Consider the following 13,778-nt stretch of genomic DNA (forward strand, 5'->3'; position numbering starts at 1 on the left):
GCAGCAGACGGGGGGCCGGGCGCAGCCGGCGGGGCGGAGCGCGGCTGGCGGTGCCGGAGCGCGCCCGTCGGGAGGCCGAGCGCAGCCGGCGGGGGGCTGGGCGCAGCCGGCGCTACGCGGACAGGGCTGCGTAGCGGCCGCCGGCGCCGACCAAGGCCTCGTGTGTGCCGGACTCCAGGACCCGGCCGTGGTCGACGACCACGATCTGGTCGGCGTCGCGGATCGTGGACAGGCGGTGGGCGATCGTCACCGTCGTGCGGCCGCGGGACAGCTCGTCGAACGCTCGCTGCACCGCGCGCTCGGTTTCGTTGTCCAGAGCGCTTGTGGCCTCGTCCAGGACGAGGATGCGGGGGTCGCGCAGGAGGGTGCGGGCGATGGCCATGCGCTGCTTCTCGCCGCCGGAGAAGCGGTGGCCCCGGGAGCCGACCATGGTGTCGTAGCCGTCGGGCAGGGCGGCGATCACGTCGTGGATCTGGGCGGCTCGGGCCGCGGCCTCGATCTGCTCGTCGGTGGCGTCGGGGCGAGCGTAGCGCAGGTTCTCGCGGACGGTCGTGTGCAGCAGGTACGTCTCCTGGCTGACCACGCCGACGATGGCGGACAGGTCGGCCAGCGACAGGTCGCGCAGGTCGACGCCGTCGATGGTGATGCGGCCGGCGGTCGGGTCGTAGAGGCGGGAGATGAGGGCGGCGATCGTGCTCTTGCCCGAGCCGGTCTCGCCGACCAGCGCCAGGGACGTCCCGGCGGGCACGTCCAGCGTCACCCCGGCCACGGCGGCCGACGGGCTTCCGGCGTACGCGAAAGTCACCTCCTCGAAGCGCAGGTGGCCGCGCGGCGCCTTGATGCGCACGGGCGTCGCCGGCTCCTCGATCTCCACCGGGAGGTCGAGGTACTCGAAGATGCGCGCGAACAGGGCGAGCGAGCTGGTCAGCTGGACCCCGACGTTGAGCAGGCCGAGCAACGGCCGGAACAGGCCCGCCTGCAGCGCGGTGAACGCCACCAGCGTGCCGATGCTCAGCCGGCCGGCGGTGAAGGGAAGGCCCGCGGCCAGGTAGATGATCGCGGGAATGGCCGCGAACACGATGCTCATCGACGCCATCCGCCAGCGGCCGGCCAGCTCCGAGCGCAGCTCGAGGTCGATGAGGCGGCTCGACGACGCGGCGAAGCGGTCGATGAGTGCCGGCGCCGTGCCCATGGTCTTGGCCAGCTGGACGCCGCTGATCGACAGGCCCTCCTCGATCGTGACGTTGAGGTCGGCGAGCTCGCGCTGGCGCTGCGCGGTGATCTCGCGGCGCATGCGGGCGACCCGCCGGGACAGGTGGACCGCGGGCGGCAGCACGATCAGCGAGACCAGGCTGAGCTGCCAGGAGAGGGCGGCCATGGCCACGATCGTGGCGATCGCGGTGGTGAGGTTGGCGGCGATCGACGTCGCGGTCGAGGTGACCACGGCCTCCATACCGCCGATGTCGTTGGTGATGCGGGACTGCACCTCGCCCGTACGGGTGCGGGTGAAGAAGCCGATCGACTGGCGCTGCAGGTGGGTGAAGACGTCGGTGCGCAGCCGGTGCATGACCCGCTGGCCGACGGCGGTGGAGATCCAGGTCTGGGCGACGCCGAGCGCGGCGGTCACGGCGGCGACGGCGACCATGCCGATCACCAGCCAGACCAGCAGGCGCAGGTCGGCGTGCGGCAGCGCGTCGTCGATGACGGCGCGCAGCAGGAAGGGGCTGGCCATGCCGATGATCGACGAGGCCACGATGATCAGTACGACGACGGACAGCGACCCGATGTGGTCCTTGAACAGTCCGCCGATGCGGCGCAGCGAGACCTCGCGCGCCTGGGCCTTCTCGGCCTGAGTGCGTTTCTTCGGATGGCGCTCCAAGTGCGACTCCTCGATCCGGTGTTCAGAACGAAAGCTGAGGTTACCTCATCATGAGGTAACAACCGCAACCCCTGCTACGGTATTCCGGTGGATGAGGAGACGCTGTCGGAGGCGTTCTGGTCGGCGGCCCGCGCGCTGCGGCACCGCACCCGGGTGGCGCTCGAGCCGTGGGACCTCTCCCCCTCGCTCGCCCGCGCGCTGAACGTGGTGTCCCGGCACGGCGCGGTGCGGCTGAGCACTCTCGCGGATCACTTGCGCATTGCCGCGCGTACGGCCACCGAGGTCGCCGACGATCTGACGGCGCGCGGCCTGGCGGCACGGCACCCCGACCCGGACGATCGCCGGGCCACGCTGGTGTCGCTGACCGAGGCCGGCACCGAGACCGCGCAGGCGATCCGGCGCGCCCGTCAGGCCGAGGGCGAGCAGTTCTTCGCGGCGCTGACCGAGGCCGAGCGCGAGGATCTGGCGCGGCTGCTGCGCAAGCTCAGCACGGCCGCCGGCGACTGAGAGCGGTCACGGGCGCCGGCGACTGAGGGCGGTCACGGGCGCGGGCGCCGGCCCCGCAGGATCGCGGTGGCGCAGGCGGCCGCACCGCCCGCGCACAGCAGCGCGACGGTCAGCAGGGGCGGTACCTCGAGCGGCGTCACCCGGTCGAGGACGCCGAGGATCAGCAGGGCGGCCAGGCAGACGGCAAATCCGACCGACGTGACGTGGGCGAGCGCGCCGCGCCCGTCCGGCTCGGTGACGCCGCGCCCGCCGGCCGGGATGCGCAGCGCCTCGGCGAACTCGTCGGTCACCCGCACCAGCGACTCGGCGTCGACGATGCGCTGCTCGGCGGCGGTCAGCCGGCGCAGCTCGATCGTCGCCCGCTCGTGGCCGGGGTCGAGGGCGAGCGCGCGGCCGTACGCCTCGCGGGCGCTCAGCGGCCGGCCCGCGGCGAACAGGGCGACGCCGTGCGCGACCTGCAGGTCGGCGTCGTAGTGGGCGAACTCGGCGCCGGCCGCGAGGACCCGCTCGGCCTCGGTCAGCCGGCCGGCGGCCAGCAGCGCGCGGCCGTGCCGCTCGATCAGGCGGGGGTTGCCGGGGTCCTCGGCGCCGGCGGTCACCGCGGCCGCGATCGCCAGGTCGTGCCGGCCGGTGGCGGTGTAGGACGCGCTCACCCAGTACAGCGCCTCGAGGCCGCGCGGTTCCAGGCGCAGCGCCTGCCGGGCGGCGTCGAGGGCGTGCGCCGGGCGGCGCAGCGCGAGGTGGGCGCGGGCCAGCAGCAGCCAGGCGTCGACGTTGCCGGGCTCCTCGCCGACGACGGGGGCGAGCAGCGTGGCGGCCTGTCCGGCCCGGCCGCTGTGCAGCAGGTCGTCGGCCCGGCCGAGGAGCATGTCGGTACGCACCCCGGCTCTTTCGGCCGCGCACCCGGCGACTTGTGGAAGCCGCCGGGTGCGGTGTGGTTGTCACTCGTTGCGAGCCGTCTCGGGGCCGGTGATGCGCCGCAGCAGCGGCATCGTCGAGGCGATCAGCGCCAGCGACAGGGCCAGCCCGGCCGCCACGAGCACGTAGTACGACACGGGTGGCGCCTTCAGGTCGTACCCGAGCTGGGAGCGCAGGAAGAGCCCGGCCGCGAGGAAACCGCAGGCGACCGCCACCACCGCCACCGTCAGCAGCGGCACCGTGCTCTCCAGCGTGATCACCCGGCGCAGCTCGGCCAGCCGCACCCCGGTCAGCCGCAGCAGCGCGAACGGCCGTTTCCGCTCGTTGATGCCGTTGGTCAGGGCGACCGCGAGGCTGCCGCCGGCGATCACCAGGCTGGCCACGACCACCACGTCGGCCAGCTGCTGCCACTGCACGAGCGTACGGGCGAAGTCGCTGCGCCACTCGGCCTCGGTCGCCGGGAAGCGGTCGTTCGGGAACGCCGCCTCGAGCTGGGTGCGGGACCGCTCGATGGCCGACCGGGAGCCGTCGGTGACGACCACGACCGACAGCATCGGCAGGGTGGCGAGCCGGGCCGCGGTGACCGGGGCCGCGGTCCAGACCGACGGCCGGCCGTCCCGGGAGCTCAGGTCGTTGAACACCTCGGCCACGGCCACGCCCGGCGGGCAGGTGCCGAGCTCGGGGAAGCCGGCCAGGTCGGCGCAGGCGATCACGCCCGGTTCGTGGAAGCCCTCGAGGATGCCCTGGTAGCGCACCACGAGCACCTTGCGCACCCCGGGTGTGGACGCCAGCGAGGCGGGCAGCTGCGAGACCGGCGGGGCGTGCGCGCCGTCCGGCAAGTTGTCCGGGAACCAGTCCATCGAGAGGTTGGTGCGCACGGTCGAGCCGGTCGAGCCCTCGCCGCGGTAGTGCACGATCGAGGTGATCACCCCGGTCGCCACGCTGGTGACGAACAGCGCCAGCATCAGGCCGCTGACCGCCCGGAACCCGGCGCGGGGGTCGTCGGCCAGCCGCCGGCCGGCGATCAGGGTGGCCGGGCGCCGGGCCCGGCGGGCCAGCAGCCGGGAGCCGGCCATGGTCAGGTACGGGCCGGCGACGACCAGCCCGATCATGGTCAGGAAGATGCCGCCCAGGTACGCCAGGAGCTGACCGTTCGTGGTGTGCGGCCGGTTGCCGACGAAGAACGCCAGCTCGCCCAGGCCGACGGCGGCCGGCAGCAGCCGCCAGGCGCGCGGCGGCCGTGGCGTGACCCGCCGGGCGACGCCGAGCGGGGAGATCCGCACCCGGCGCAGCGCCAGCCGGGCCGCGACCGCCGCGCCGAGCGGCACGCCGAGCGCGACCAGCAGCGCCTGGGACGCATGGACGGACAGGTCGGCGGGGAAGAAGCGCTCGCCGGTGATGGTGATGCCGGCGAGTGCCGCCCGCAGCGCCGGGAACAGCGCGAAGCCGGCCGCCGTGCCGGCCGCGGCGGCCAGCGCCGACTCGACGGTGGCCAGCGTGCTGATCTGCCGGGGCGTGGCCCCGACCAGGCGCATGGCGGCGAACCGCTGCTCGCGCCGGGCGGCGGCGAGCCGGGTGGCGGTGCCGATGAACATCAGCAGCGGGAAGAGCAGGGCGGCCCCGACGACGGCCAGCACCAGCGTGATGCCGTCGCTGCCGATACCGATGTAGCACTTGTCGCATCGGGCCGGGTCTGCGCTCACGTAGCGGGTGATCTCGGTGGAGTACCCGATCCGGCGGACCTCGTCGGGGGTACGACCGACCACGACGATCAGCGAGTCGGGCGAGGGCAGCGCCGCGTCGGCGATGATGCCGGCCTGGCGACCGGGCCAGCGGCCGGCCAGCTCGTCCGCCGGCAGCTCGGTGAGCAGGTCGGCCAGGGCCGGGGAGACGAAGAACTCGCCGGGCGCCGGCAGCCGGGGCAGCCCGGGCGGTACCGGCGCGGCCGGGCCGGTGGCGGCCAGGTCGATCCGGCCCATCCGGCGGCCGCCGGCGTAGTCCTCGCGGAACGCCCAGACGGCCGGGTCGGCGGCCTCGGGACCGGTGGCGGCTTCGGTGATGCCGCTGTTCAGCCAGGAGTAGCGCAGGTTCTGCTGGTGGACGGCGTTGAGGCCGGCCAGCACCGCGAGCAGCAGCGCGACGCCGACCGCGACCGCGCCGCCGATCATCGCGAGCCGGCCGATCGCCTCCCGGCCGCCGGCCACGGCCAGGCGCAGGCCGAGGCGGATCACGACGTCACCGCGGGGGTGGTGACCCGGCCGTCGCGGACCATGACCTCCCGATCGGCGTACGCGGCGATGCGCGCCTCGTGGGTGACCAGGACGACCGTGGTGCCCTGCCGCCGGGCCGCGTCGACCAGCAGGTCCATCACCTGCTCGCCGGTGAGCGAGTCGAGCGCGCCGGTCGGCTCGTCGGCGAAGACCACGGCCGGCTCGCCGACCAGCGCCCGGGCGAGGGCGACCCGCTGGGCCTGCCCGCCGGACAGCTCGCCCGAGCGCCGCTTGCCGAGCCCGTCGAGGCCGAGCCGCTCGAACCAGGCGCGGGCGCGGGCGAGGGCCGGGTCGCGGCGCACCCCGGCCAGCAGCAGCGGCAGCGCGACGTTCTCCTCGGCGGTCAGCTCGGGCACGAGCTGGCCGAACTGGAAGACGAACCCGAACTTGTCGCGGCGCAGCTCGCTGCGGTCGGCCTCGCTCAGCTCGTCGATCCGCCGGCCGAGGGCGTGGACCTCACCGGCGTCCGGCGTGAGGATGCCTGCCAGGCAGTGCAGCAGCGTCGACTTGCCGGAGCCGCTCGGTCCCATCACCGCCACGATCTCCCCCGTGTCGATCGTGACGTCGGCCCCGCGCAGCGCCGGGGTCTCGCCGAAGGACAGCGCGACCCCGCGCGCCTCCAGTGCCGGGCTCATGACCTCACCCTGGCCCGGAGCTGGTCGAGCCGCACCGCCGTGGTGTCGATCCAGCGCAGGTCGGCCTCCAGGTGGAACAGGCCGTGGTCGGCCAGCAGCCCCTCGACCAGGTCACCGGAGCGCTTGACCTCGGTCAGCTCCCGCATCCGGGCCAGGTGGGCGGTGCGCTGGGCGTCCAGGTACTCCTCGGCCGGGCGGTCGAGCATCAGGGCGAGCACGACCTTGGCGAACAGCACGGTCTGCTGGTGCGGCTCGGGGGCGACCGGCTCGGCGATCCAGGCGCCGACCTCGGTGGCGCCGAGCTCAGTGATCACGTAGCGCTTGCGCTCCGGCCCCTCGCCCGGGGTCACCTCGTCCATCACCACCTTGCCGTCCCGGGCGAGGCGGGCGAGCGTGGCGTACACCTGGCCGAACGGCAGCGAGCGGCCGTGGCCGAAGTAGAGGTCGTAGTCGCGCTTCAGGTCGTACCCGTGGCTGGGCTGCCGCTCGAGCAGGCCCAGCAGGGTCAGCGGAACACTCATGCCGACACCCTACGCCCGAGGTATACACCGCGTATATACCCTCGGGTTGTAGAGGGCATGTGGTCCAGGTCACTCCCGTTCTTCTCAACCACACCCGGACCGCAACCGATTCAGGCGGTTGCAGGTGAGGAGTGAAGGGAGCACCACGATGAGCATGCGAATCGGTGGGGAGGACGGCGCCCGGTGGGCCAAGCACATCGCCGGCATCCACCTGAAGATCGATTCCGGGCGGCTGGCCGCCGACGTCCAGGCCGGCGCCGACGAACGGACGATCGCCGCCGACAAGGAAGCGTTGCGCGAGAGCCGGCGGGACATCGTCTACCCTCGTCACCTCGTGGACGTGACGGTCTAGGACAAAGCGTCTAGCCGACGGAGAGGGGCAGGCCGCCGAGGATCGTGTCGACGGCCGCCAGCATCTCGCGGGTGCGGGGCCCGAGCTCGGACAGCGGCTCGACGGCGGCGTCCATGTCGCCGGCCCGGGCCGCGTCCTCCAGGCGTTCGCAGAGCGCGGCCAGATCGCGTACGCCCAGATTGGCCGCCACCCCCTTGAGCTGGTGGGCCTCCTCGCGCAGCCGGTCGGCGTCGTCCATCGCCACCGCCTGGCTGATCTGCTCGACGTGGCCGGGCGCGTGCGCGCTCAGCCGCCGCAGCAGTCCGGCCAGCGCGGCCGGGCTCAGCGCCGGGCCGGCACCGCGCAGCAGGTCGAGACGCTCCTTGATCTGGTCACGCACGGTCGCCGCCGGGGCCGGCACCCACTTGTCGAGGGCCGCGCCCACATCGACCGGCATCAGCGGCTTGGCCAGGTGGTCGTCCATCCCGGCCGACAGGCACCGCTCGCGGTCCTCGGGCATCGCCCCGGCGGTCATCGCGATGATCGGGACGTGCCGGCCGCCCCGTTCGGCACGGCGGATCGCGGCCGTCGCCTCGTACCCGTCCATCTCCGGCATCAGGCAGTCCATGAAGATCGCCTGGTAGGTCCGGGCCGCGGCCCGCTCGACCGCCTCCCGCCCGCTGGCCGCGACGTCGGCGCTGTAGCCGAGGTTGGCCAGGATGCCCAGCGCCACCGTCTGGTTGATGTCGTTGTCCTCGACCAGCAGCACGTGGCCGCGGGCCGGCGGCGTCCCGGCGCGGACGGTGCGGGCGCGGTCCTCGGCCGGCCCGGCGACCAGGCGGACCATTGCGTCGTAGAGCTGCGACTGCCGGACCGGCCGGGTGAGGATCGCGTCGAACCCGGCCGGTCTCGGGCGGCCGGGCGCGGTGACCAGGACCTTCTTGACAGCGGGGTCGCCGCCGATGCCGGCGAGGCCGGCATCGTCCACGACCGCCACGTCGTACGGCCGGCCGGCCGCCGCGGCGCGGAACAGCTCCCCGGCCGCGGCTCGCCCGTCCGGCGCCACGGTCACCCCGGCCACCCAGGATCCCATCTGGTCGGTGAGCGGCCCGGCCTCGTCGCCCGCGACAACCAGCACCCGCAGCCGGTCGAGCGGGCTCCGGGGCGCGGACTCGGCGCCGCCGACGGCCGGCCACAGGGGCACGGTGAACCAGAACGTGCTGCCCTTGCCGGCCGCGCTGGTCAGGCCGATCTCGCCGCCGAGCACGCCGACCAGCTCCCGGCTGATCGCGAGGCCGAGGCCGGTGCCGCCGAACCGCCGGGTGGTGCCGGCGTCGGCCTGGGTGAACGGCTCGAACAGGCTGGCCTGCTGCTCGGGTTCGATGCCGATGCCGGTGTCGGAGACCTCGAACCGGACCGGCACGCTGCCGGGCGGGAAGTCGCCGGCCGCCGGCCGGGCGGTGACCGCCACGGTGCCGCGGGCGGTGAACTTGACCGCGTTGCCGGCCAGGTTGAGCAGCACCTGGCGCAGCTTGCCGGGGTCGCCGCTGACCGGGGCGGTCAGCCGCGGGTCGCAACGGGACGAGACGGTCAGCTCCTTGACCCCGGACACGTCGGCGACCAGCCCCACCACCTCGTCGAGCAGCCGCCAGATCTCGAAGTCGGCCCGCTCGACCAGGACCTTGCCGGCCTCCAGCTTGGAGAAGTCGAGCACGTCGTTGATGACGCCGAGCAGCGCCACGCCCGCGTTGTTGATCCCCTGGGCGTACCGCCGCTGCGTCTCGCCCATCTCGGTGTTGAGCAGCAGCCCGCTGAGGCCGATCACGCCGTTCATCGGGGTGCGGATCTCGTGGCTCATCGAGGCCAGGAACTGCGACTTCAGGCGCGCGGTCTCGACCGCCTGGTCCCGCGCCTGGGCCAGGGCCTGCTCGGTCTGCCGCCGTACGGTGATGTCGCGCGCGAAGGCGTGGAAGGTGGACGGGCCGTCGCGCCGGATCCGCCACATGGTCAGCTCGATCGGCAGCTCGGTGCCGTCGGCGCGGACCGCCGCCATCTCGGTCGGGCGGTCCAGCAACCAGTCCCACCGTCCTTCGAGGACCCGGTCGAGCGCGGCCGCGTACCGGCGGGGCAGGATCGTGTCGACCACGTGCTGCCCGAGCACCTGCTCCCGGGTCCAGCCGAAGACCTGCGCCGCCTGCCGGTTCCACTCGGTGATCAGCCCCCGGTAGTCCATGCTGATGAACGGGTCGCTGGCCGCCGTCATGATCATCTGGAACTGCTCGCGCTCGAAGCGCAGCCGCCGCTCGGCCTCGACCTCGGCCGTGATGTCGTGCGAGATCGTCGAGGCGCCCACGATCGTGCCGTCCGGGTCGCGGATCGGCGCCATGCTCAGCGAGACGTAGATGGTGGTGCCGTCCTGCCGCACCCGGCGGGTCTCGTGGTGCTTGATCAGCTCGCCCGAGCGGACCCGGGCCAGCAGCCGCTTCTCCTCGTCCGGCCGGTCGGGCGGCAGGATCACGGTGACGTCCCGGCCGATCATCTCCGGGGCCGTGTAGCCGTAGAGCCGGGCGGCGCCCGGGTTCCAGGTCAGGATCGTGCCGTCGAGCGTCTTGCTCACGATCGCGTCGCTGGAGGCGGCCACGATCCCGGCGAGCTGGGCGTCCGACTGGGCCTGGGCCAGCCGGTCGGTGACGTCCTGCACGGTGGCGAAGACGACCGTGCCGCCCTCACCGTCCACGGCCGAGAGCTTGATCTCGACCGGGGTCTCGGTGCCGTCCCCGCACAGCGCGGTCAGCTGCAGACCCTCGCCCATCGGCCGCGGCGCCGGGGCGGCCAGGTAGTTCGCGCGGTGCCGGACGTGCCCCTCCCGCAGCGGCGCCGGCACCAGCGCCTCCACCGGCATGCCGACCAGCTCGTCGCGGCCGTAGCGGAAGACCTGCGCGGCGCGGGCGTTGGCGAGCCGGATGATGCCGTCCGCGTCGACGCCGAGCATCGCCTCCGGCGAGGCGTCGAGCAGGGCCTCGAACTTGCTCTCGGCGATCCGCAACTGGGTGATCTCGTTGGTCACCGAGCAGACGGCGTACGCGTCACCGCCGCCCTCCCGCAGCGCGAACATCGTGGTCACGAACGTCCGGACACCGTGCTCGCCGGTCATCTCGTCCTCGAACACCAGCGGCTCGCCGGCCGCGACCACGAGCCGGTCCCGCCGGGCGATCTCGGTCAGCCGGTCCGGGGTGTGCACGTCGCGGTCGAACCGGCCGGCGGCGGTGCCGGGCTCGATGCCGTACAGCTGCTCGAAGGCCGCGCTCGCCATCCGGTAGCGGCCGTCCGGTCCCTTGATCGAGAACGCGGTCGGTGTGTTCCGGAGGATCGTCTCCATCTGCGCGTGCCGCAGCGCCTGCCGCCCGGCGGCCAGGCCGACCAGCACGACGGCGCCGGCGTCGGCGGCGGCCAGCAACGCGATCAGGACGCCCGGCGCCAGCCCCGGTCCGAGGCGCGCGCCGAAGAGCGAGGCGACCGCGAGCGGCGCCGCCACCCCCGGCAGCAGGGCCATCCGCCGCCGCAGCCGGGGTCGCAGCCGGGCGGCCAGGACGAGCCCGGCGCCGAGCACGATCAGCAGCGCGGCGGTGATCGTCAGGGCGGTCGGCAGCAGCGCGGCGCCGGCCGCCGCGGTCAGCACCCCGAGTACCTGCGCGAGGACCGAGACGACCCGGTACGCGGGCCGCTCCCCGGCCGCGGGCGACGACGACATATATCCGGAATATCACCTTCAACGGGTATTCGTGGCGGTAATTTTGACAGGGGCCGAGCATGAGGAGGGATGCGGGTGGCGACGGTGCTCGTCGTGGACGACGTGGCGGCCAACCGGGAGCTCATGGCCATGCTGCTCGGCTATCGCGGGCATGAGGTGATCGAGGCCTGCGACGGCGCCGACGCGCTCGCGCTCGCCCAGAGCCGCCACCCCGACGTGGTCGTCTCCGACGTGCTGATGCCGGGCATCGACGGGCTGGAGCTCGTCCACCGGCTGCGCTCGGCGCCCGACGAGCGGGCCGCGCACGCCCCGGTGATCTTCTACACCGCCAACTACCTCGAGCCCGAGACCCGGCCGATCGCCGAGGCGTGGGGGGTCTCCCAGGTCGTGCTGCGCAGCGCCGACCCGCGCGAGCTGCTCGACGCGGTGGACGTGGCGCTGCGCAACGGGCCGGTCGAGATCACCCCGAGGCCGGCCGACGAGTTCGCCACCGTGCACGCGCGAGCCATCAACGCCAAGCTCGTCGAGAAGGTGCGGGCGCTGCGGCACACCGAGCGGCGGTTCGAGGCGATGGCGGCGTCCTCCCCGGTCGGGATCGTTCTGCTCGACGCCGACGGCTATGCGACGTACGTCAATCCCCGCCTTTCCGAGATCACCGGCCTGGACGCCGACCGGCTCCTCGAGCGCGGCTGGCTCACCTGCCTCGACCCGGAGAAGCACGCCGAGGCCCTGGACGTCGTGCGGGCCGGCCCCGACGAGACGGTCGAGCGCCGGTACCGGCACTGCCTGATGCGCGCCGGCGGCGACGAGCGCTGGCTGCGTGTGCACCTGCGGCCGATCCGCGATCCCGAGGCCGAGCTGGCCGGCGCGGTGGTGATGGTCGACGACGTGACCGACGTGGTGGCGGCCGAGAAGCGGGCCGGCCGCGAGGTGCGGCAGCGGCAGGCCGAGGCCCGCCGGCGCGACGCCGAGCGGCTGGACAGCCTGCGCCGGATGGCCGGCGGCATGGCCCACGACTTCAACAACCTGCTCGGGGCGATGCTGGGCTTCCTGACCCTGGCGATCGAGCAGATCACCGAGGAGATGGACGCCGGCCGGCTGGCGCCCGGCGTCGGGGCGGCGCTGCTGGACGACCTGGGCCAGGTGACCAAGGGCGGGGAGCGGGCGACCAAGCTGACCGAGCAGCTGCTCGCCTTCGGCCGGCGCGAGATCAGCCAGCCGGCGACCGTCGACGTCGACGCCTTCCTGACCGAGGCGGCCGCGGCCCTGACCGAGGCGGCCGGCCCCGGGATCGAGCTCGACGTGCGGCCGGGCGGGATCCCGGCGGTCACGATCGACCCGCGCCTGCTCGAACGGTTGCTGCTCACGCTCGTACGCAACGCGCGCGACGCCATGCCCGACGGCGGAACGATCACGGTGACCACCGGCCGCTCGCCCGAAGGCCGCGCCACGATCAGCGTGACCGACGACGGCCGCGGCATGCCGCCCGAGGTCCTGGCCCGCGCGTTCGAGCCGTTCTTCTCGACCAAGGCCGGCAGCCGCACCGCCGGGCTCGGCCTGGCCACCGCCCACGGCGTGGTGACCCAGGCCGGCGGCGAGCTCACGCTCACCTCGTCGCCCGGCGCGGGCACCACCGTGCTGATCAGCCTGCCCGCCGCCGCGACGCCGATCGCCCCCCAGCAGGCGCCGCCGCGCCCCGCCCCCGAGCCGAGCGGCAACCTCACCGTGCTGCTGGTCGACGACGAGCGGGACCTGCGCGAGGTCACCGCCCGGTTCATCGCCAAGGCCGGCTACCGGGTGCTGACCGCCGCCGGCGGCGCCGAGGCCCTGAAGGTCGCCGAGGAGCACGGCGACCCGATCCACTGCCTGGTCACCGACGTGGTGATGCCGGGCATGGACGGCCGCCAGCTCGCGCACCGGTTCCTGACCATGCGCCCCGAGACCAAGGTCATTTTCATCTCGGGGTACGCCGAGGCGCTGATCGACGACGACGGCCGGTCGCTGGAGCCGGGCCGCACGATCCTGGCCAAGCCGTTCAGCAGCGCCGAGCTGACCGGCGCGCTCAAGTCCGTCCTCACCGGCTGAGCGCCGCGAGCAGCTCCTCCCAGCCGGCCAGCAGCCGCCGCAGCGTGGCCACCGACCGTTCCACCTCGTCCGCCCGCCCGTGCGCGAGGTTGTAGTCGAGCCAGCCGCCCTCCCCCGCCACCAGCCCCGCGAAGATCCACGGCTCGGCCGGGACGTCCCCGTAGGCCCGCGCGGTCGCGGCGAAGACCTCCGGATCGCCGTCCGACCAGTCGAAGGCCAGCGCCGCCGCCTCGTACACGGCCGCGACCGGCCCGGCGGCATCCCAGTCGAGCGCCATCAGCACCCCGTCCACGGTCCGCAGCATGTTCTTGCGATCGAGGTCGCGGTGACTGTCCACGACGACCAGTCGCGCCGGTCCGCCGCCGGTGATCCCGCCGAGCCGGCCGAGTCCCCACGTCCCGGCCGCCCCGTTCCCGCCCGCCCCGTTCCCGCCGGCCCATGCGCGCACGGGTGCGGGCTCCACCCGCGGGTGGCCGGCGGCATGGATGGCCCGCAGCAGAGCCGCCGCCTCGTCGCCGGACCCCGCCGCCGGCGTGCCCTCGACCCACCGATGCACGCGATAGAGCGAACCGTCCACTTCGGCCAGCGCGGTGCCCGTCTCCGGGTCGGGCACCGGCTCCGGCATCGGCACCCCCGCGGCCCAGGCGCGGCGCTCGATCGCATAGGAGGCCTCGACGTTGTCCCGGAAGTCCGGCCGGCCGGCGTTGACGATCATCCGCTTCACCGCGTATACGCCGGTCGCGGTCGCCACCCGCCACAGCTCGTTGGACAGCCCACCCGCCACCGGCACCGGCTCGGCCACCGGCGCGCCCAGCCCGAAGCGCTCCCCGACCTGCCTCACGCGTCCCCCTCCCCGCGCCGCCGATCAGAGCCGGAGCGTC

10 protein-coding genes are annotated in these 13,778 nt (G+C 74.2%); 3 read left to right on the top strand and 7 right to left on the bottom strand.

Translation table 11 applies throughout. The features are described 5' to 3' along the window. Positions 1-112 precede the first annotated feature (112 nt). Positions 113-1,879, bottom strand: coding sequence for an ABC transporter ATP-binding protein (locus tag ACQP2F_RS24355; RefSeq protein ID WP_433290998.1), 1,767 nt, complete (start codon positions 1,877-1,879; stop codon positions 113-115). A gap of 87 nt (positions 1,880-1,966) precedes the next feature. Between ACQP2F_RS24355 and ACQP2F_RS24360 the strand changes: the two genes are divergently transcribed. Continuing rightward, positions 1,967-2,386: a MarR family winged helix-turn-helix transcriptional regulator gene (locus tag ACQP2F_RS24360; RefSeq protein ID WP_433291000.1), complete on the top strand. Its 420-nt coding sequence runs from the start codon at positions 1,967-1,969 to the stop codon at positions 2,384-2,386. A gap of 32 nt (positions 2,387-2,418) precedes the next feature. Here ACQP2F_RS24360 and ACQP2F_RS24365 read toward each other — a convergent pair whose 3' ends face one another. From ACQP2F_RS24365 to ACQP2F_RS24380, 4 genes are read right to left on the bottom strand one after another with little or no spacing between them, the layout of a single operon-like run. Beyond that, positions 2,419-3,267 carry a tetratricopeptide repeat protein gene (locus ACQP2F_RS24365; protein WP_433291001.1) on the bottom strand — a complete coding sequence of 283 codons (849 nt, stop codon included), beginning with the start codon at positions 3,265-3,267 and terminating at the stop codon, positions 2,419-2,421. A 60-nt stretch (positions 3,268-3,327) separates the two neighbouring features. Next, positions 3,328-5,535 carry an FtsX-like permease family protein gene (locus tag ACQP2F_RS24370; protein ID WP_433291003.1) on the bottom strand — a complete coding sequence of 736 codons (2,208 nt, stop codon included), beginning with the start codon at positions 5,533-5,535 and terminating at the stop codon, positions 3,328-3,330. Next, positions 5,532-6,209: an ABC transporter ATP-binding protein gene (locus ACQP2F_RS24375; RefSeq protein WP_433291005.1), complete on the bottom strand. Its 678-nt coding sequence runs from the start codon at positions 6,207-6,209 to the stop codon at positions 5,532-5,534. The genes ACQP2F_RS24370 and ACQP2F_RS24375 overlap by 4 nt, the downstream gene beginning before the upstream one ends. Continuing rightward, the gene (locus ACQP2F_RS24380; protein ID WP_433291007.1) at positions 6,206-6,730 is read right to left on the bottom strand and encodes a PadR family transcriptional regulator; all 525 of its coding nucleotides are present in this window, start codon (positions 6,728-6,730) and stop codon (positions 6,206-6,208) included. The genes ACQP2F_RS24375 and ACQP2F_RS24380 overlap by 4 nt, the downstream gene beginning before the upstream one ends. Before the next feature lie 148 nt (positions 6,731-6,878). On the opposite strand from ACQP2F_RS24380, the gene ACQP2F_RS24385 reads away from it, so the two are divergent. Next, on the top strand, positions 6,879-7,082 hold the full coding sequence (locus ACQP2F_RS24385; protein WP_433291009.1) for a hypothetical protein: 204 nt from the start codon (positions 6,879-6,881) through the stop codon (positions 7,080-7,082). A 10-nt stretch (positions 7,083-7,092) separates the two neighbouring features. Here the strand turns inward: ACQP2F_RS24385 and ACQP2F_RS24390 are convergent, their stop codons facing one another. After that, a complete protein-coding gene (locus ACQP2F_RS24390; protein WP_433291011.1) occupies positions 7,093-10,812 on the bottom strand; it encodes a PAS domain S-box protein in 3,720 nt (1,239 codons plus the stop codon). Positions 10,813-10,881: 69 nt separating this feature from the next. On the opposite strand from ACQP2F_RS24390, the gene ACQP2F_RS24395 reads away from it, so the two are divergent. Next, on the top strand, positions 10,882-12,897 hold the full coding sequence (locus ACQP2F_RS24395; RefSeq protein WP_433291013.1) for a response regulator: 2,016 nt from the start codon (positions 10,882-10,884) through the stop codon (positions 12,895-12,897). Here the strand turns inward: ACQP2F_RS24395 and ACQP2F_RS24400 are convergent. After that, a complete protein-coding gene (locus ACQP2F_RS24400; RefSeq protein WP_433291015.1) occupies positions 12,887-13,738 on the bottom strand; it encodes a phosphotransferase in 852 nt (283 codons plus the stop codon). The genes ACQP2F_RS24395 and ACQP2F_RS24400 overlap by 11 nt on opposite strands. Between the last annotated feature and the right edge of the window lie 40 nt (positions 13,739-13,778).

Source organism: Actinoplanes sp. CA-030573 (genome assembly GCF_050951115.1).
Lineage (GTDB): Bacteria > Actinomycetota > Actinomycetes > Mycobacteriales > Micromonosporaceae > Actinoplanes.